This is a genomic window from Pelagibius sp. Alg239-R121, from assembly GCF_947331435.1.
Taxonomy (GTDB): domain Bacteria; phylum Pseudomonadota; class Alphaproteobacteria; order Kiloniellales; family Kiloniellaceae; genus Denitrobaculum.
In genome coordinates, this window is sequence record NZ_CAMZOF010000008.1 from 311,761 (window position 1) to 330,223 (window position 18,463).

The following is an 18,463-nucleotide window of genomic DNA, read 5'->3' on the forward strand; positions in this document are numbered from 1 at the left end:
GCGAGTCGGGCGCTTGCTTCCGGCGCGGCGAACTTTTCGGCGTGTGTCTGTGAATCAGCGGGAGATCTGAAATGCCTGTCTCAATCGGAATGACCCTGCGTCCTCTTGCGTCCGCCACTGCAATCTGTGTCGGCGTTATTTCAGTTTCCGGCCCGGCCATAGGCGATACGACTGCGCAGCTGCGTATCTTGGAAACCACGGATATCCATGTTCACGTTGTCGACTATGACTATTACGCCGACAAACCCTCCGCTTCGGTTGGATTGGCCAAGGTCGCAACGCTGATCGAGCAGGCGCGGGCGGAAAACGTCAACTCCCTGATGATTGACAACGGAGATTTGATCCAAGGCAATCCACTCGGTGACTACATGGCTAAACGCCGAGGGCTGGAAAAAGACGATGTACATCCGGTTTACAAGGCCATGAACCTGATCGATTACGATGTCGGTAATATCGGCAATCACGAGTTCAACTACGGCTTGGATTTCCTCGGCAAAGCGCTGGCGGGCGCAAAATTTCCTTACGTCAGTGCAAATGTCTATCAGGATGACGGGGATCTGGATCCGAGTAACGACAAACCATACTTTGCACCCTACGTCATTCTCGAGCGCGAACTTCTGGCAGAAGACGGTAAGAGCTATCCGATCAAGATCGGTGTAATCGGCTTCGTGCCGCCACAAGTCATGCAGTGGGATAAGGCCAATCTGGCCGGTAAACTGATCGCGCGCGATATTGTCGACACCGCACACCGCTACGTCCCTGAAATGCGGGCGCTAGGGGCCGATGTCGTGATCGCTGTCCCGCATTCAGGACTGACAACTGCAGCTCCCAAAGCGCTTGACGAGAACGCAACTTACGAATTGAGCTTGATCCCGGGAATAGACGCTATCCTCTTTGGTCACGCGCATCAGGTTTTCCCATCGGACAGCTACGCCGACATGCCAGGCGTCGACATCAGGTCGGGGACGATCAACGGTGTTCCAGCAACCATGCCCGGTTTCTGGGGTAGCCATCTGGGGCTTGTGGATCTTAACCTGCGGCGCAGCGATGCAGGTAAGTGGCGGGTGACTTCAGGAACCGGCTCGGTACGTGCTGTCTTCAAGCGCGATGGGCGCAAGAAGATTCCGCTGGTTGACGCCGATCCGAAGATTCTTGCAGCCGTCGCCGAGGAACACCAGGCAACGATCGCCTACATGAGCGAAGCGGTGGGTAAGGTCGAAGCGCCGATCAACAGCTACTTTGCCCTGGTCGCCGACGACCCCTCTATTCAAATCGTGACCAATGCACAAAAATGGTACGTCGAGGAGCTGATCAAGGGAACGGAATACGATGGTATTCCAGTCCTCTCCGCCGGTGCTCCCTTCAAGGCCGGAGGTCGCGGTGGCCCAGACTATTACACTCTGGTGGAAAGCGGCGATATTGCTCTCAGAAATGTCGCCGATTTGTACATCTACCCCAATACCTTGCGTGCCGTTCTTCTTACAGGAGGCGAGGTCCGGGAGTGGCTCGAAATGTCTGCGGGCGCTTTTAACAGAATCGACCCGACTTCGGGTGCCGAACAGGCGCTCTTGAACCCGGAATTTCCGTCCTACAATTACGACGTCATTGATGGCGTGACCTATGAAATCGATCTGACTCAGCCTGCCCGTTACGCCAAGGACGGGACGCTGGCCGATCCGGATGCACATCGCATTACAGAGCTCAAATTCGATGGCGCACCGATCGACCCGGAGGCGAAGTTTATCGTCGCTACCAATAATTATCGTGCAGGTGGGGGTGGCAATTTCCCGCGGTTGGATGGCAGCACCACGATCATCGAGGCGCCCGATGAAAATCGTACGGTCCTCGCCAACTATATTTTCGAATTGAAGAGCTTCAATCCTTCCGCCGACATGAATTGGTCTTTCAAAGCCATACCCGGAGACGTCAATGTGACTTTCTCGTCGTCGCCATCTGCATCTTCCGTGCTGGACGGAACCTTGCCGATCGAGGCAGCGGGGCAGGCGGACGATGGCTTCGCGAAGTATCGAATGATTATGAAATAGCCAGCCACGAGTTAACGACGGCATAGGGAAGTCAGGCCAGTTTTATGAGTACTATTCTGCGTGCCCATCGTGGGATTATGCCGAAAATCCACGAAACGGCTTTTATTGCGGAAACGGCCGTGATCATCGGGGATGTGGAAATCGGTCCCGGGTCGTCGGTCTGGTACGGATGCGTGATCCGGGGCGATGTCAATGCCATCAGGATCGGGGCGGATACCAACATTCAGGACGGCAGTGTCATCCATGTGACGCATGACCGGAACGGCGACTACCGTCAAACAGGCGGTGGTGTCTCCACGACAATCGGAGACGGGGTGACGATCGGCCATATGGCGCTGCTGCACGCCTGCGAAATCGAGTCTCACGCCTTTATCGGCATGCGCGCTGTACTAATGGATAAAGCAGTGGTGGAGACCGGTGCCATGGTTGCCGCAGGTGCGATGGTAACGCCGGGGAAACGCGTTTTGAGCGGTCAGCTTTGGTCGGGTGCACCGGCGGCTTACATGCGCGACGTAAAGCCCGACGAAGCTGAATTCATTAGCTATCTGGGCGGCAACTACGCCGATCTGGCTGCATCCTACAGAGATCAGGCCTAGATTCTGACCCTCAGCGAGCGTTCAGCGTTTCAGACTGACTTTGACATAACTTCCCGGAGCGTCCTCGATCGCCTTGATCTTTCCGGCACCCGGTTTTCGGGCGGTCACCTGTTTGCCCTGGTGTTTGTTTAGCCAACGCGACCAATCTGTCCACCAAGACCCTTCGTGTTTCTTGGCATTCTTGTACCAGGTCTCCGGGTGCTTGGCGCGTTTACTGTTGGTCCAATAAGCGTATTTGCTGGTTTCTGGCGGATTCACCACCCCTGCGACATGACCCGCAGCGGTCAGAACGAAGTGTACCGGCCCGTTAAAGAGATCTACGGCGAGATACGTCGAACGCCAGGGTGCGATATGATCTTCCTTGGCGGCGACCATGAAGACCGGCGTTTCGATCTTTGCGAGATCGATCGCGACGCCGTCGAGGATCACGCCCCCTGGAACGGCTAACAGGTTCTCCAGATACATCTTACGCAGATAGAAGGAATGCATGGCGGCAGGCATGCGGGTGGCGTCTTCGTTCCAATAAAGCAGGTCGAAAGGAAAGGGTTCTTTGCCCAGCAGGTAGTTATTAACCACGAAAGACCAAATCAGGTCGTTGGCCCGCAACAGATTGAAGGTTGCGGCCATCTCCTTGCCGTCCAAATACCCCTGCTGTTCCATCTTTTCTTCCAGCAGAGTCACCTGCTCTTCGTCGATGAAGACGCCAAGTTCTCCGGGTTCGGAGAAGTCTGTCAGGGTCGCGATAAAGGTCGCGGCGTGAACCAGCGGTTTTTTCTTTTCGGCTAGAAAAGCCAGCGTTACCGAAAGAAGTGTGCCGCCGAGGCAATAACCAATTGCGTTAACATCGTCTTCGCCTGTTGCCTTGCAGATCACGTCGATGGCCGCGAGCGGACCTTCCAGCATGTAATCCTCAAAGGTCTTTTGCGCCAGGCTTTCGTCCGGGTTAACCCAGGAGATGCAAAAGACCGTCAGACCTTCGTCGACCATCCACTTGATGAAAGAATTCTCCGGCCTGAGGTCGAGGATGTAATACTTGTTGATCCAGGGCGGCACGATCAGAACCGGCCGTTTGGCAACCTTTTTCGTGGTCGGGCTGTATTGGATCAGCTGCATCAAATCGTTTTGAAAGACCACTTTACCGGGTGTCACGGCAACGTCCTCGCCCAGAGTAAAGGCCTCGTCGTCCGTCATGCTGATTTTCAGCTGCCCGCCGCCTCGGCTGAGGTCGTGGAGCAGGTGGTCCAGGCCCTTAATCAGATTTTGCCCGCCACTTTCCACAGTTGCGCGCAGCACTTCGGGGTTGGTGAAAAGAAAGTTGGAGGGCGCAAGGGCGTCGACGAACTGACGGGTGAAGAAGTCGATCTTTTCGGCCTCGTGTTCATCCTTCCCATGGAGACTCTGAACGGTCGAGCGCAGCCATCTGGCGCTGAGCAGATAAGATTGCTTGATGTAGTCGAAGAGCTGGTTGTCCTCCCAGGCCTCGTCCTTGAACCGCCGGTCGTGCCTGTCCGGTGAAATAGTGGGTTCGACCTCGTGGCCCATCATGCGCCGGGTCGTGGACTGCCAGAGGTCCATATAGCTCTTCCACAGCGACATTTGCGCCTGGACCATGATTGCCGGGTTGGTCATCAAGCGGGTTGTCAGCTCCAGGAAGGCACCTCCGATGTTCAGAGGATCGACCTGTGACGCATAATCGATGCCGTAGTTGTCCTTCAGGAAGTCAGTCACCATATCGCGACTCTGCTCGGCAATCATGCCGAGAGAGCTGGCGAGGTCCTGTGTTTCTTCTGGGGTGTTTTCGGCGTACGGTTGCTCATCCATGAGGCCTTGCCTATGATTCCTCCGATTCGAAAATAAAGCGGCTTCTCCGCAAGAGTTGTAATGCCTTGTATCCTATGACGCGCACGGAAAACGCATTGAAACAATTCAAGAATGCCACGTTACGAAGGGCCTTTATAGGGGGCAACAACGCTTGTTGTAGCTTTTTAAAGCATCGTAACGTTATAAGGACAGACTTTGCGCCGAAAATGTGCGGTAAATCCGGGGGATAAGGCTGGAAAATGATCATGGCCAGCGATAACACGTTCGAAAAAATGTGTCGTGGGTGGCGAGTCCGAAGCGCCACTGTCATCACCGTTGCAATGCTGTTGACCGGCTGCTCTTCCGGGTCCGACTGGGCCGATCCGGGCGAGTGGTTGTCTAGCGACGACGAAAGTGCCTCCTCCACGCCGGCTCCCGCTGAGAGCGAACCTGCAGAGGGTTTTCCCAATTTATCCAGTGTCCCTGGCGAGGCTCCGGAAACTTCCTCACGCTCCGCACGTGACAATGTGAGTGAGGGCCTGTCGGCAGACCGGTCTAACGCGCGCTACAGTGATCAATCCCTGACGGCAGAATCCACACTGATACCGCCTGCGCCACCGCCGCCAAGTGCTCCAAAGCGGGCGCCCGTGACGCCTGCAGCACCTGCGCCGGCCGCTGCGCCGTCGCCAGCGCCTGCTACGCCAGCAGCTCCGGCTGCGCCTGCGGCTGCAAGCGTGACGCCCAAACCAGCTGCCCCGGCAGCACCGGCTACACCTACGGCGACACCGGCTTCACCTCCGCCGCCACCGCCAACACCGGCTGCGCCTGGAACGACGGTCCTTTCTGCAGCACCTAAGGCTGTCGCGGCTGCGCCAGCCGCCAAGACTGCGGCCGCGCCCCGGTCCAATTCAACCTCTGAATTGCCGCCTGCATTTCCGGCGCGTGCAGCACAGCCCAACACGTCGAATTATGTTCCGCCGACCTTTGAGGCGCCGCGTTATCAGTTGCCTGGACGCGGAACGGCGTCTCCCGGTGCTACCCAACAGCAGACCGCCCGCGCCCCGGTGCCAGGGGCGTCCGGAGCAGCCGGCGCGTCAGGCCAGCTAACGGCAGTGATCTACTTTGGTCATGGGTCGTTCGGCCTGGATAACAACGACTTGAAGGTGTTGCGTGACGTCGCGGCTATCCAACGCGAGAAGAATGCCCGAGTCTTAGTTATCGGTCACTCAAGCTCACGTACAGGTTCAACCGACGCGGTAAACCACAGGGTCGTCAACCTGGAGACATCGCTGAAACGCGCAAATTCCGTGGCGGCAGCGCTGGCGCGGCTGGGAGTTCCCAAGGACCAGGTTGTCGCAGAGGCCCGTTCAGACAATCAGCCGGTATTTCACGAATTTATGCCGACAGGCGAAGCCGGTAACCGCCGTGCTGAGATCTATCTGGCATATTAGGCGGCGGAGCGCTAAAAAGCGGGGCGTTGGCCGGTTACGCCTGAGGGGGAAGACCCGCGGGTCCTTTTCCTCAAATCCGAAGCTGGCTTTTTAAAACTCAATGCCAATTATTGGCGATTTCCCAAGAGTTTGCGATGGAACAAGAATTTCACCGTATCAAGCGTCTGCCGCCTTATGTGTTTGCCGAAGTCAACGACCTGAAGGCAAAGGCCCGCGCAGCCGGTGAAGATATCATCGACTTTGGTATGGGAAATCCCGATCAGCCACCGCCGCCGCATGTCATCGCAAAGCTGGTTGAGGCGGCCCAGGATCCACGGACGCATCGCTATTCCACCTCCCGTGGAATTCCTGGATTGCGCAAGGCGCTCGCAGCCTACTATCAGCGCCGTTTCGGCGTGGAAATCGACCCAGACAGCGAAACCTGTGTAACGATCGGCTCGAAAGAGGGGCTCGCCAATCTGGCGCAGGCGATTACTTCACCGGGCGACATTATCCTAGTGCCGAACCCGAGCTATCCGATCCATGCCTTTGGTTTCATCATTGCCGGCGCATCGATCCGAAGCATGCCGGTCGGGTCGGATTTCGACTTCATGGCGCAGCTCGAACGTGCCGTGAAGCATTCAGTGCCTAAACCTACGGCATTGGTGCTCAATTATCCTGCCAACCCAACCGCTGAAGTGGTCGGTGTCGACTTTTACGCCGAGGTGGTCGACTTCTGCCGTCGTCATGGGATCTATGTGATTTCGGATTTAGCCTATGCCGAAGTCTATTTCGAAGGCGATCCGCCGCCATCGATCCTGCAGGTGCCGGGTGCCCGGGACATCGCCGTGGAGTTCACGTCGCTCAGCAAGACCTATTCCATGCCGGGCTGGCGGGTCGGATTCTGTACCGGGAACAAGAAACTGGTCGCCGCTTTGATGCGGGTGAAATCCTATGTCGACTACGGCGCCTTTACCCCGATCCAGGTCGCGGCAACCACGGCCTTGAACGGCGATCAAAGCTGCATCGACGAGATGCGCGCCCGTTATAAATCCCGGCGGGATGTTCTCATTTCCGGGCTGGAAGCGGCAGGTTGGGACGTGCCTAGTCCGCCCGCCACCATGTTCGCCTGGGCGCCTCTGCCTCCAGAGTTCGCAGATCTGGGTTCGCTGGAGTTTTCCAAGCTTCTCCTGCAACACGCCAAGGTCGCTGTGGCGCCAGGCGTTGGTTTTGGAGAATATGGTGATGGACATGTTCGCTTAGGACTGGTCGAGAACGAACACCGCACACGTCAGGCAGTTCGAAATATCAAGGCACTTTTCAAGGACCCTGAGAAGGTCCGCAACCTAATGGACGAGCGGAAAATAGCATCGTGACGAAACCTCTGCGTATTGGAATTGCCGGCCTCGGCACGGTTGGTGCCGGGACTCTCGGAATCATCGAATCCCATGGGAAATTGCTTGCCGCCCGTTGTGGCCGTCATTTTCTGGTCTCCGCTGTGTCGGCGCGTGACCGGAGTAGAGACCGTGGCGTCGACCTTTCCGCCGTGCGCTGGTTCGAAGACGCAGTGGCAATGGCGGCTGACGATCAGATCGATGTTGTGCTGGAGCTGATTGGCGGTTCTGACGGTATCGCGAAGGAAGTGGTCGAGACCGCTATTTCCACCGGGAAGCATGTTGTAACTGCAAACAAGGCGTTGCTTGCCCATCACGGCACCGAGCTGGCACGTGCCGCAGAGGACGCCAAGGTATTCCTGGGCTATGAAGCAGCTGTGGCCGGTGGTATTCCTGTAATCAAAAGCCTGCGTGAAGGTCTTGGTGGAAACGCTATCGAGCAGGTTTACGGCATTTTGAACGGCACCTGCAACTATATCCTCTCTGCTATGCGCGACAGTGGCCGCGAGTTCGGCGAGGTTCTCAACGAAGCACAAGAATTGGGATATGCGGAAGCCGATCCGAGCTTCGATGTCGATGGTGTGGATGCCGCGCACAAGCTCGCAATTCTGACGGCTCTTGCCTTTGGGTGCGAGGTTGATTTCGAGTCGGTCTATGTTGAGGGAATTCGAGAGATCTCCTCTCTGGATATCGCCTACGCCGAGGAATTGGGCTACCGCATAAAGCTCTTGGGGATTGCCCGGCGCGAAGAAGGTGGCATCTTGCAGCGTGTGCATCCCTGTATGGTGGCCAGAGACACCCCGATCGCCAATGTCGAAGGCGTGTTCAATGCTGTCGTGGCGGAGGGCGACTTTGTCGGCCGCATTCTCTCAGAGGGCGCCGGGGCCGGGGCGGGGCCGACGGCTTCTGCTGTTGTTGCCGACCTGTTGGATATTGCACGGGGCAGCACGCTTCCAACCTTTGCCATTCCGGCTGGAGAACTGAGCAACAGTAAAAGCGCAACGATGGATGGCCATAGTGCCTCACACTACGTACGCTTGATGGTTGTTGATCGTCCCGGCGTTATTGCAGATATTGCCGCAGCCCTGCGTGACGAGGAAATTTCCGTCGAGGCCATGCTGCAGCGTGGCCACGCTCCGGGTGAGGCTGTGCCGGTGGTCATTACGACGCACGCGACGACACAAAAGCGTATCGCGATGGCTCTGGATCGGATCGACGCGATGGAGGCGGTGCTTGAAACGCCGCGCATGATCAGAATTGAATCGCTGTAGCCGGGACAGGACGTACCCGCATCAGCGACGCCCATATTGAGGGCGATGAATGTTGAAGAACGAATTGGAGTAGAAGAACGATGTCACAATCCGATGCAGCAGCAAGCGCGATGGATCGCAATCTGGCGCTTGAAACCGTCCGCGTAACGGAGGCGGCTGCTCTTGCGGCGTCAAGACTAATGGGACGGGGCGATGAAAAGGCGGCGGACCAGGCAGCCGTCAATGCCATGCGTGAATCCCTTAACGAGCTTGCAATCGACGGAACCGTTGTCATCGGCGAAGGCGAACGCGACGAAGCCCCGATGCTGTACATCGGCGAGAAGGTCGGGCAGGGCGGCCCAATGATCGACATCGCGCTCGATCCGCTCGAAGGTACGACATTGACGGCAAAAGGCGGCCCCAACGCACTGGCGGTCATTGCGCTGGCGGAATCCGGAGGCTTTCTGAACGCACCGGATACCTACATGAACAAGATTGCCGTCGGTGGCGGACTGCCTGAAGGGGTGGTTGACCTTGATAAAGCCCCGGCTGAAAATCTGAAAAGCCTGGCTGAAGCCAAGAAGACCGAAGTTGCAGACTTGGTCGTCTGTATCCTGGATCGGCCACGCCACAGCGAACTGATCTCACAGGTCCGCGAAGCCGGCGCCCGTATCATGCTGATCGGCGATGGTGACGTCTCCGGTGCGATGGCAACCAGCCGGCCCGACAGTGGGGTTGATCTCTACATGGGGGTTGGCGGTGCACCCGAGGGTGTTCTGGCTGCTGCCGCCTTGCGCTGCATCGGCGGCCAGTTCCAGGGTCGGCTGGTCTTTCGGAATGAAGACGAGCGGGAGCGCGGCCGGCGCTGGGGAATCGAAGATTTCGACCGCAAGTACCAATTGAATGAGCTGGCGGGCGGTGACGTGATGTTCGTGGCGACGGGTGTTACGGACGGCAGCATGCTGCGCGGTGTCCGCCGTACTCCAGGCGGCGCGACCACGCATTCGATGGTGATGCGCTCTAAGACCGGAACGGTCCGGCTGGTCGAGGCTCAACACGATTTCACCCGCAAGACCTGGTACGACAAGCTGGGGGTATAGGAGCAGGGTATCGGCATGGAGGCAGCGTCGGAACGGCTTTCGCGTGCCAGCTTTCTGAATGTCGAGACCTCGGCCGGCGGAAAACGCTGGGAAGAACGTCTGGCCGACCCCAGGCGCGGCCTGGCTTTGGCGCAGCGGCTTGATTTACCCGAAATTGTCGGCCGGATCCTGGCTGCGCGCGATGTCGATCTGGACTCCGCTGAAGCTTACCTCAATCCAACCCTGCGCCAGTTTTTGCCCGATCCGTCACACCTGCGCGATATGGATCAGGCTGTTGAACGGCTCGTCAAAGCCATTCGCGAGGGTGAGCGGATTGCTGTATTCGGTGATTACGACGTGGACGGCGCCACCTCATCGGCTCTGCTTCATCGCTTTCTCAAGCAAGCCGGTGCTGATTTACGTGTCTATATTCCTGATCGAATTACCGAAGGTTATGGTCCTAACGCGACCGCTCTCCGCCAGCTAAGAAGCGAAGGTATCGCGGTGGTCATTACCGTCGACTGCGGCATAACCTCATTCGATGCCCTGGAGGACGCGGCAGACCAGGGACTCGAGGTCATCGTGGTTGACCACCATGCCGCCGAGCCAAGACTTCCTGTGGCGGCGGCAGTGGTCAATCCGAACCGGCAGGATGAGGAATCCGACTGTGGCCATCTGGCGGCTGTCGGTGTCACTTTCCTGCTTATCGTCGCATTGAACCGGGGTTTGCGTCAGGCAGGCTGGTTTCAGCAGTCCGGGTTGAGTGAGCCGGATCTGAAGCAATGGTTGGATCTGGTTGCACTCGGTACGGTCTGCGATGTCGTCCCGCTGTACGGACTTAACCGGGCCTTCGTGACCCAAGGGCTGAAAGTCATGGGGCAGAGGAAAAATCCAGGCCTTGTCGCCCTTTCGGATGTCGCAAAACTCAGCGAAAGGCCCGACAGCTTTCATCTGGGTTTCATGCTTGGTCCGCGCGTAAACGCCGGTGGCAGGGTAGGAGAGGCAGGTTTGGGCGCCACCCTTCTCGCAACTGACGATGCGGTCGAAGCACGCGATCTGGCAAGCCGTTTGGACCGCTATAATGCGGAACGCAAAGAACTCGAAGCGCAGGTGCTGGATCAGGCGATCGAGCAGGTTGAAGCAAATGGCGAACCGCCAGGTGGACTGGTGATCGCTGCGGGGCCCAACTGGCATCCAGGCGTCATAGGTATTGTGGCCAGCCGCCTAAAGGATCGCTACAACGCGCCTGCAATCGTGATTGCGCTTGATGAAAAGGGACTTGGAAAGGGATCGGGACGCTCTGTGCCGGGTGTAGATCTGGGTGCGACCGTCATCGCAGCCCGTCAGGCCGGTCTTCTGATCAACGGTGGTGGCCACCCCATGGCGGCGGGCTTAACCGTTGCTGCTGATGCTCTTAAGGGGCTCGAAGCGTTTCTTACAGAGCGGATAACGTCCCAGTTGAAGGCCGTCGACTATAGGCCCTCGTTAGGGATCGATGGTGCCCTTCAGCCTGGCGGAGCAACGGCCGACCTTTTGCGGGAAATCGAGCGTTGCGGGCCCTTCGGAGTTGGAAATCCTCAACCACGCTTCGTACTGCCATCCGTACAGGTGGCGAACGCCAGCGTAGTTGGCGCCGATCATGTGCGCTGCAGTCTCGCCGGGGTCGATGGCAAACGTATCAAGGGGATCGCCTTTCGGGCCTTGGACAACCCGTTGGGTGAACTCTTGCTGAAGTCTGGTGGTGTTCCGCTTCACGTGGCGGGAAAACTCAAGCTCGACAGCTGGGCCGGGCGGGACGCAGTTCAGATCATTATCGAAGACGCCGCATCGATATAAGTCTACACTGACTTTATGACGCGACCAATTGACTCGGCGAATCGACATCTCGTTGCTGGTTTTGCTCCGACGCACCGGCGAAATTCACTCTCAAAAGCCATAATTTCAAGAGTTCCCCTTTCGTTGCTACGTTTGACAGCACTAAGCCTCCTCGTACCTTTACTTGTGGCGGCGGGGCCAATACCGCCTATTCAAACGACACAGGAAAGAACCGTAGATCTAGAGCTGATTCTGGCAATTGACACTTCGTCGAGCGTGTCTTCGGAAGAGTTCGACCTGCAGATGAGAGGGATGTCGCAAGCCTTTCGAAACGAAGCGGTTATTGGCGCTATTCGGGCATCCGGCGATCGCGGAATTGTGGTTGCGATGGTCCAGTGGTCCGATGCCCGCAAACAATTGCTGGCGATCGATTGGTTCGAGGTCAATGATCAGGAAACATCCGAACAGTTTGCCCAGGAGATCGATAATACACCGCGGTTTCTGTTTGGCGGAGGGACGGCGCTTGGGGGCGCGCTGACCTTCGCTGCGCGGCAGTTCGAAAAGAACAGCTATTCTGGCCGGCGTAAGGTGATCGACGTATCGGGGGACGGTCGAACCAACCAGGGGACACGGCCGGAGCGCGTGCGTGACAAAGTCGTCGATTCGGGAGTGACCATTAACGGTCTTGCTATCCTCAACGAAGACCCGACCATCGACTCATACTATCGCTACAACGTGATCGGCGGCACCGGCGCTTTCGTCATCACTGCAACGGACTATGAAGACTTTTCCGCAGCAATGCTGGAGAAACTGATTAAAGAAATCTCAGGTGTACCAATTGTTCAGGCGCCGAAAACACCCTTGCTCCAGGAAGCGCACATCTTTGACAAGCCGGGGAAAAACGGTCCAAACGAGGAAAAGTGATTTTGTGGAATTGTTGGGCTTGCATTCGCGCCACGAAGCCTTTACATCCGTCCTCACAGCGACCCCATCGTCTAGAGGCCTAGGACACCGGCCTTTCACGCCGGCAACACGGGTTCGAATCCCGTTGGGGTCGCCACTTCCTCCTTCCACGAAAATCAGCTTCTAGACGAGACCGCAGCGGCACGGATGCCACACAGGTGTATGTGCGTGTTCCGCTTGCGATTTTATGGGAAAAAATGCCGACTTTTTGGCGCGGCTGACTTGGCACAGGTGAAATTGGCCGGGGGCCGAAAGGAATCAGGCAGAACTGTCCGCCCGAAAACATCCGCCTCCGAAGAAGCGTCTGCTACTGCCGGGGGCTCATATTCTATGCGATGACCAGGATTCCCCAGGTGACGATGCTCCAGACTCCCACCGACGCAACAAGCAAGATAGCGGCGGTGCGTCGTGTCGGCCACTTTGCGGCCCTCTTTTGCTCCACGATCATCATTACACTCCCGTCCTGATCTGTGGAATTACGCTACCAAGCGAATTATTAGGGTGTTGTGCCAAAGTTGTGTTCTTGCGGTAATGATTATCCAGATCGATGTGACAGTCGTTAGGATTAATTCGATAAAGGTGAGAATTGATACGAGTTTCAAGAATTATTATTTGAAGACGAACAAATTTAACTTCTGAGCGAGTTGCCGAAATCTTGGGCAAGCCCTTGAGATCTAGCAATTGTTTAAAAATACTGCATTAACAATAGGATTTAATGCGTCGAATGGGTTGTTTTCGGTGCGCCATTTGACGTAATTTTAGTTGAGTTCGAGCTCATCGCGTCTAGCTCGAACGGGGGAGCTTAAAAACGAATGCTTGAGCAGATTCGCACCGAACCGTTAAGAGAAATCTACCGCTATTGGCAAACAAAATGCCGGGACAGCGTTGTCCCCTCGCGTTCGGATCTGGATCCACCAGTCGAGCTATCGGCAAAGATATTGCCTTATGTCGCAATGATTGAAGTCGAAGAAGACCCGCGCAGATACCGCTATTGCCTCGTTGGAACAGCGATCAACAAACAATACGGTGAAGAAACGACCGGCCGTTACGTGGATGAGATCGATCTCGGTGATATGAAGAGCTGGGTGATTGGTACCTACGACGAACTGGCCTCGACGCTTCAACCCTCAGTCATCTCGCGTGAATTCCGCAAGCAGAGCGGCGAGTTTATCTGGTTCGAGCGCTTGGCGTTGCCCTTATCGAGCGATGGAAAAACAGTGGATATGATTTTTGGCGGGGCGGTTGTCGAACCATTGACGCCATTGCAGGCTTTGCGCGGGTTCGGCGGCGTTTAAAAAACGCCCGGATGAAGGTTATCCCTCATTGGCCGATAAAATATAAACCAAGCCGTCGTTTGTGATGATGTCATCGACCGTCTGAGTCGCACATTGGAAGTCGCCTTGTATTCCCCCAAGGCAAGTCGAATAGAAGATTTGCTCCACGCCATCACTATCCCTCGTCAGCGGCAGGAGCAGCCGTTGAATGCTCCGAACCGATGCATCGCGATAACGGCACTTTCCGAGCGAATAGACCGGAGAGCGGGTCTGCACCACCTTTCGATAGAGAAGGGTGATGAATTGGCTGTATCCGATCGGCGCGACTTCATCAAGAAAATGCCCGGTATAGTCGTGGCCAAACGCTCGATTTATGCTACTGCCGACAACGCGAAAATAGAAACGTCGACCGCCGTCTATGACGTCCAAAAGGCCGATATCCGGCAGAAGTTTGGGGATATCTATCGGATCAATGTCTGAGCGATCAGGCATGGCCCGTCCCGCGCGCTTTTCAACCCAATAGTCGAGAAGCGCCTGGTGGCGATCATCTGTTATCTGAGCCTTAAAGTTAGCTAGAGAAGCGTGAACTTCATCGGCAATTTCATCAGGAACTGTGACCAGATCCAACACTAAACGCTGCCTCCGAAAGCTTGCAGAGGGAAAAGATACTTATAAATACAACTTAGAAATACAACTACAAAGTTCAATAAATTATTGGCCGGATACTATAGGAAGTCGTTCGATTTGTCACGACGAGATTGCATCAATTGTTTGGCAATTAAACCAACACGCTCGTGCCAGAATGATGCCCGAAGATGCTGAAATTTGCTCGCTCCACGCCCCAATTCTCTGCCAATAAGCCTGTAACCGTCGCCTGAACAGACTGCCATCTCTACCACCTGGGTGGAATTTAACCGCTGTGATAAGATTGAGCCGCCAACGAAGCCCACTGGCTAAACAAAGTCAGTTGGAATGCTCGAAAAGCTGGAACTGGAAGAATCCGCTGGTGGTAAATGTTGGGGGTATGACCGATAGGACAAGCTATATGGAAAAGGATTAAGCCAGACTCAGGTCGTGACCTGGTCCAGACATACCCCAGTGCCAATGGACCTATGCGGTAAACCGGAAGGAGGACGAGATGTATGCGCGGCTGATAACTATGCACCTGAAGTACGGTAATGCCGAAGAGGTCGCGGCGTTGTATCGGGATTCCATCTTGCCGGCATTACGTAAACAAACGGGTTTCAAAGAAACCAATTTTGGTATCGATAAGAACGGCAAGGCAATCACTTTTGTCGTTTTTGAGAGCGAGAAAGATGCCTTGAAAAGCGAGGAAAATGGCTATCTGTCCGCTCAGATCGCGAAGACCATGCCGTTCCTGGACTATCCGCCAATCGTTGAGTATTTCGATATTCCCGTGAAGTCGTAGGACGCGATCCTCCTTAACAGAGGTTGCAACGACCGCAGTGTCAGGTGCCAGCGGCGCCAATTACGCAAGCCTATTTCACAGAGATATCGAAATCTGGTTCCGTTTCACGGAAAGGGAAGATCCTGCGCTAGAAGCCGGCGAGCTTAGCGTTGTTCCAGACAAAATACGCCAAGATCGGTATGACGGGTGTTACAACGATCAGAACCGCACGATGCGGATACCAGATGATCATCACAGCTGGGATGATCTGGGCCACCAGACGCGGTACAAACCACCAGTCTCCAAGGTTTTGCTGAAACCAACGAATGATCTTGTTGGCCTCGACAGCACCTGCGGCCAAACCAAGATTCGTGGTGACAATATCAAGTATCGTAAGCGCGATCAGACAGGTCGCGATCAAATAACTGGCAGCCTTGAGCCGGGGGCTATTCCGATTCTTTGACGCGATCGCCGGTAACCACTGGAACACAGTAAATGCCTCGAACCTAATTATTGCCGCTGAGCAATTTGTTTGAACGACAAGTTTTAGCTTTTTCTGCTTTCTCGAAAGTTAATCGATGAGATGAAGAGCTATTAATCGCAAGCTGTTGCGGTGCGCACCTACTTCAGGAAGAAAGGTTGCTAGGGCTTTATCTGGATTTAAGTTCGCGGACTTCCGCAAGTACGGCCTCGATCCGCTCATGCAAGCCCTGCTCAGAAACTGCAAAGAGTTCGGCTTTCGCTAAATTCTTTTCGTTCAATTCGCGTAACGACTTATCGAGTCGCCCGATTCGCAACCAGATCAGTAGCGCGGCGATAACCAAGACAATCTCGGTGGCGGCACCATCAAAGAAGGCTGTAATTACGTCCAAATAGGGGGTGATGGCTTCCATCGATCGGTCCTTGTTCTGAAAAAAAATTGAGCTCCGGTATTCACCGAACTCGGGAGTTAAACCAAAAGTTTATCTCTCAACGCGAGCTAAGCGTTTGAAAAATATTATATTAGAAACAACAAGTTCTGAGGTTTTTTTGCGAAAGATCAAGCGAAAGGGATGTGAACGTTCGAATTCGAGATGCCAACCACTATACAGGCCACAGTTTTAACACACCGTTTTCGATCAGATCTTGGCACTGTGTGTTCACCGAGAGGTTGGTTGTTAACGCAACTGACAACGGCCTTCCCCAAGGCCTATTCCTCGCAAAGGCCCCCACGGTATACGCCGAACCGTGGGGGCCTTCCTATTTTTATCGCATCATTTGAAGTTCTGAAGTGCTTGAGACGGATTGTGATCGTCTGAAGCTCCCTCGAATCCTTGCCTTTAGAGGCGTGATTGCGGCGGCTATCCGCCGGACCATGGTGGTTATCACTTAAGGAACCGCGCTTGTCTATTACATGGGAAAAATCATGCAGGTGGTGGTGCCGTGCGCGTAGAGCTTGCCATCTTCGCCGAACAATCTGCCTTCGGACGTGGCAATGCGAGATCCTTGGTGAATCACACTCGACTCGGCACGCACCTTTCCTGTTTCCTGAGTAAGGGCGCGTACGAAGTTCACTTTGAATTCCAGGGTGGTATAGCCGGTTCCTGCCGGAAGGGTCGAATGGACCGCACAAGCCATCACTGAATCGAGGACTGTTGCCGCGTAACCCCCATGAACTGACCCAATCGGGTTATAGTGTTGCGGTCCAGGTCTGCCCTCGAAAACCACACTGCCAGCGCCGACTTCGGTCAGTCGGAAATCCATCAACTCGGCAATAGGGGGCTGCGGAAGATCCCCGGAGGCAATCGCGGTGAGGAAATCAAAGCCGCTTAAGTGTTTCATTTCACTCGCGGTTATTACGGGGGCGTTGCTTGCATTCGGCGAAGCGTTTGTGGATTCCTTCGTCATTCGTCGTTTGTTTCCTCAGTAGCTTCGGCGCCGCGTGGGGATTCAGGCGGACCGTCCTTGGGCGATGTGGGCGCGCAGTTTTGCAGTAGCGTGCGGAAGGCGGTTCGCGCCTTCTGGCGGGCGCTGCTGTCGCGCAGGAATCTCTGGGAAAAGTGGTATCCGAAGCCGATCGCATTGAATTCAAAGGCAACCTGCTCGCAATCGACTGCTTCATCCATATGGCCCACGGAAATTGATATGCGTGCGGCTTGTGCGATGGTGTCGAGCCACCTTTGCTGTTGTGACAACAGGTAGTCGCGAAGGGGGCCAGGCTGATCGTCCAGCTCTAGTGTCGCTGCCATGATTGGGCAGCCTCCGGGGAACTCGCGGCTCTCGGACCAGTCGAGCCAGTTTTCAAAGAGCCGTTCAAGCCGGGGCCGTCCCGCAGGTTCTTTAAAGGCCGGTCGCATCACCAATTCGACAAACCTCTCGGATGCCGCCTCGGTTACCGCCATCAACAAGGCATCCTTTGAGCCGAAATGCCCAAACAATCCGCTCTTCGACAAGCCAAGGTCTTTCGCCAAGCTACCGATGCTCAATCCAGCGAGGCCATCCTTGCTGGCAAGATTTGTCGCGGCCGCAAGAATACTTGCCCTGGTTTGATTGCCTTTGTTCATTTCATAAAATAACGAACGTTCGTGCTTTTTTGCAATTAAAATCGACCACCCCAGATAGTACCTTTGATAAGCGCTCCTGCGCTAAAACAGCTTATGTCGACGGCAGTTTACTTTGAAACCTGAAATGTGGTGGTCCGAAAACCAGGGTAAAGATATCTGAGCGTGGTTCGAAAACCGGCGGTTGGAAAGCATTTGTACATTTTCTCTGCAGTATCCTACCCACGGAGGAGAGTCTTTAATGTGCAGACGCCAGGCTAAACGACAAACCTAGGCGTGAGCGCGGTGGACCTTGTTAGAAACGTCCGAGAACGAAAGACGCCTTCTCGCGTTTGGAATAGAGGCTGGTTCGGTGTTTTTACCGGTTCTGCAAAATACGAAAAGCCTCTGAATAAATGGGATACAGCCATGGGCAAAGTTGTTGCGGTAAGGCGGAAAGAACGCCGTCGTGATCTTCGCCGGCGTGTGAATTTCGACGGTCTCGTCAATGAAGGTCGGATCACCGTCGTCGATATCAGCGCCAGTGGGGTCGGGGCTAAAGTGTTCGGCAAGCCCGGTCCCCTTGTTCTTGGCGATGATGGATACGAGTTGGAGATCATTCCCTTAACGCAACGCGCTGGCAGAGCCTGCAATTTCAAGGTTGGTGACCCGGCAATGCTGAAGTTGCTGAAGGATACTGAAACTATTCTTGAAATTCAGGTTGAAATCATGCGTTTCGACAAGAGTGAAGACAGCCTGGGAGCACGCTTCATTGACATTACCGATGAACAATATCGGATTATTGAGCGCCTTGTGACGGGTCGGCCGATAAAGCGAAAACCAAGCTGACCAGTAAACCAAAATAAGGCGTTAGCACTCTGCGCAAACAG

General features: G+C 55.3%; 18 protein-coding genes and 1 tRNA gene. 12 read left to right on the forward strand and 7 right to left on the reverse strand.

What is annotated here, in order from left to right:
• Window positions 1-71: 71 nt before the first annotated feature.
• Window positions 72-2,045: a bifunctional 2',3'-cyclic-nucleotide 2'-phosphodiesterase/3'-nucleotidase gene (locus QMZ18_RS25705; RefSeq protein WP_282609235.1), complete on the forward strand. Its 1,974-nt coding sequence runs from the start codon at window positions 72-74 to the stop codon at window positions 2,043-2,045.
• A 44-nt stretch (window positions 2,046-2,089) separates the two neighbouring features.
• A complete protein-coding gene (locus tag QMZ18_RS25710) occupies window positions 2,090-2,641 on the forward strand; it encodes a gamma carbonic anhydrase family protein (protein ID WP_282609236.1) in 552 nt (183 codons plus the stop codon).
• Window positions 2,642-2,662: 21 nt separating this feature from the next.
• Here the strand turns inward: QMZ18_RS25710 and QMZ18_RS25715 are convergent, their stop codons facing one another.
• The gene (locus QMZ18_RS25715) at window positions 2,663-4,462 is read right to left on the reverse strand and encodes an alpha/beta hydrolase (RefSeq protein ID WP_282609237.1); all 1,800 of its coding nucleotides are present in this window, start codon (window positions 4,460-4,462) and stop codon (window positions 2,663-2,665) included.
• A 553-nt stretch (window positions 4,463-5,015) separates the two neighbouring features.
• Window positions 5,016-5,402: a hypothetical protein gene (locus QMZ18_RS25720; protein WP_282609238.1), complete on the reverse strand. Its 387-nt coding sequence runs from the start codon at window positions 5,400-5,402 to the stop codon at window positions 5,016-5,018.
• A gap of 43 nt (window positions 5,403-5,445) precedes the next feature.
• On the opposite strand from QMZ18_RS25720, the gene QMZ18_RS25725 reads away from it, so the two are divergent.
• From QMZ18_RS25725 to QMZ18_RS25760, 8 genes are all read left to right on the forward strand, one after another.
• Window positions 5,446-5,892, forward strand: a complete 447-nt coding sequence (locus QMZ18_RS25725; protein WP_282609239.1) for an OmpA family protein — start codon at window positions 5,446-5,448, stop codon at window positions 5,890-5,892.
• A gap of 134 nt (window positions 5,893-6,026) precedes the next feature.
• Complete coding sequence (locus tag QMZ18_RS25730) at window positions 6,027-7,247, forward strand: LL-diaminopimelate aminotransferase (RefSeq protein WP_282609240.1); 1,221 nt, start codon at window positions 6,027-6,029, stop codon at window positions 7,245-7,247.
• Window positions 7,244-8,536, forward strand: coding sequence for a homoserine dehydrogenase (locus QMZ18_RS25735; RefSeq protein ID WP_282609241.1), 1,293 nt, complete (start codon window positions 7,244-7,246; stop codon window positions 8,534-8,536). The genes QMZ18_RS25730 and QMZ18_RS25735 overlap by 4 nt, the downstream gene beginning before the upstream one ends.
• 110 nt (window positions 8,537-8,646) lie before the next feature.
• Entirely contained in the window at window positions 8,647-9,615 is a 969-nt protein-coding gene (gene glpX, locus QMZ18_RS25740) for a class II fructose-bisphosphatase (RefSeq protein WP_322097315.1), read from the forward strand.
• A gap of 15 nt (window positions 9,616-9,630) precedes the next feature.
• Window positions 9,631-11,430 carry a single-stranded-DNA-specific exonuclease RecJ gene (gene recJ / locus QMZ18_RS25745; protein ID WP_282609243.1) on the forward strand — a complete coding sequence of 600 codons (1,800 nt, stop codon included), beginning with the start codon at window positions 9,631-9,633 and terminating at the stop codon, window positions 11,428-11,430.
• A gap of 15 nt (window positions 11,431-11,445) precedes the next feature.
• Window positions 11,446-12,333 (forward strand): DUF1194 domain-containing protein, encoded by an 888-nt coding sequence (locus tag QMZ18_RS25750; RefSeq protein WP_282609244.1) that lies wholly within the window; start codon window positions 11,446-11,448, stop codon window positions 12,331-12,333.
• A 60-nt stretch (window positions 12,334-12,393) separates the two neighbouring features.
• A tRNA-Glu gene (locus tag QMZ18_RS25755) sits at window positions 12,394-12,469 on the forward strand.
• 715 nt (window positions 12,470-13,184) lie between these two features.
• Window positions 13,185-13,667, forward strand: coding sequence for a PAS domain-containing protein (locus tag QMZ18_RS25760; protein WP_282609245.1), 483 nt, complete (start codon window positions 13,185-13,187; stop codon window positions 13,665-13,667).
• 18 nt (window positions 13,668-13,685) lie between these two features.
• Here QMZ18_RS25760 and QMZ18_RS25765 read toward each other — a convergent pair whose 3' ends face one another.
• Window positions 13,686-14,276, reverse strand: coding sequence for a PAS domain-containing protein (locus QMZ18_RS25765; protein WP_282609246.1), 591 nt, complete (start codon window positions 14,274-14,276; stop codon window positions 13,686-13,688).
• Between the two features lie 508 nt (window positions 14,277-14,784).
• Here QMZ18_RS25765 and QMZ18_RS25770 point away from each other — a divergent pair.
• Window positions 14,785-15,075: a hypothetical protein gene (locus QMZ18_RS25770; RefSeq protein ID WP_282609247.1), complete on the forward strand. Its 291-nt coding sequence runs from the start codon at window positions 14,785-14,787 to the stop codon at window positions 15,073-15,075.
• A 127-nt stretch (window positions 15,076-15,202) separates the two neighbouring features.
• Here QMZ18_RS25770 and QMZ18_RS25775 read toward each other — a convergent pair whose 3' ends face one another.
• The 4 genes from QMZ18_RS25775 to QMZ18_RS25790 form a co-directional block, all read right to left on the reverse strand.
• Window positions 15,203-15,544: a DUF5658 family protein gene (locus QMZ18_RS25775; RefSeq protein WP_282609248.1), complete on the reverse strand. Its 342-nt coding sequence runs from the start codon at window positions 15,542-15,544 to the stop codon at window positions 15,203-15,205.
• A 160-nt stretch (window positions 15,545-15,704) separates the two neighbouring features.
• A complete protein-coding gene (locus QMZ18_RS25780; protein ID WP_282609249.1) occupies window positions 15,705-15,947 on the reverse strand; it encodes a hypothetical protein in 243 nt (80 codons plus the stop codon).
• A gap of 496 nt (window positions 15,948-16,443) precedes the next feature.
• Window positions 16,444-16,941 (reverse strand): PaaI family thioesterase, encoded by a 498-nt coding sequence (locus QMZ18_RS25785; protein ID WP_282609250.1) that lies wholly within the window; start codon window positions 16,939-16,941, stop codon window positions 16,444-16,446.
• Window positions 16,938-17,597, reverse strand: a complete 660-nt coding sequence (locus QMZ18_RS25790; protein WP_282609251.1) for a TetR/AcrR family transcriptional regulator — start codon at window positions 17,595-17,597, stop codon at window positions 16,938-16,940. Before QMZ18_RS25790 ends, QMZ18_RS25785 begins: the two co-directional genes overlap by 4 nt.
• Window positions 17,598-17,870: 273 nt before the next feature.
• Here QMZ18_RS25790 and QMZ18_RS25795 point away from each other — a divergent pair, with 273 nt between their 5' ends.
• On the forward strand, window positions 17,871-18,422 hold the full coding sequence (locus QMZ18_RS25795; RefSeq protein WP_282609252.1) for a PilZ domain-containing protein: 552 nt from the start codon (window positions 17,871-17,873) through the stop codon (window positions 18,420-18,422).
• Window positions 18,423-18,463: the final 41 nt, after the last annotated feature.

Coding starts and splice junctions, on each gene's coding strand:
- QMZ18_RS25760 (WP_282609245.1), top strand. CDS start 13,185: ATGCTTGAGCAGATTCGCACCGAACCGTTAAGAGAAATCTACCGCTAT.
- QMZ18_RS25715 (WP_282609237.1), bottom strand. CDS start 4,462: ATGGATGAGCAACCGTACGCCGAAAACACCCCAGAAGAAACACAGGAC.
- QMZ18_RS25705 (WP_282609235.1), top strand. CDS start 72: ATGCCTGTCTCAATCGGAATGACCCTGCGTCCTCTTGCGTCCGCCACT.
- QMZ18_RS25790 (WP_282609251.1), bottom strand. CDS start 17,597: ATGAACAAAGGCAATCAAACCAGGGCAAGTATTCTTGCGGCCGCGACA.
- QMZ18_RS25710 (WP_282609236.1), top strand. CDS start 2,090: ATGAGTACTATTCTGCGTGCCCATCGTGGGATTATGCCGAAAATCCAC.
- recJ (WP_282609243.1), top strand. CDS start 9,631: ATGGAGGCAGCGTCGGAACGGCTTTCGCGTGCCAGCTTTCTGAATGTC.
- QMZ18_RS25780 (WP_282609249.1), bottom strand. CDS start 15,947: ATGGAAGCCATCACCCCCTATTTGGACGTAATTACAGCCTTCTTTGAT.
- glpX (WP_322097315.1), top strand. CDS start 8,647: ATGGATCGCAATCTGGCGCTTGAAACCGTCCGCGTAACGGAGGCGGCT.
- QMZ18_RS25750 (WP_282609244.1), top strand. CDS start 11,446: ATGACGCGACCAATTGACTCGGCGAATCGACATCTCGTTGCTGGTTTT.
- QMZ18_RS25785 (WP_282609250.1), bottom strand. CDS start 16,941: ATGACGAAGGAATCCACAAACGCTTCGCCGAATGCAAGCAACGCCCCC.
- QMZ18_RS25770 (WP_282609247.1), top strand. CDS start 14,785: ATGTATGCGCGGCTGATAACTATGCACCTGAAGTACGGTAATGCCGAA.
- QMZ18_RS25730 (WP_282609240.1), top strand. CDS start 6,027: ATGGAACAAGAATTTCACCGTATCAAGCGTCTGCCGCCTTATGTGTTT.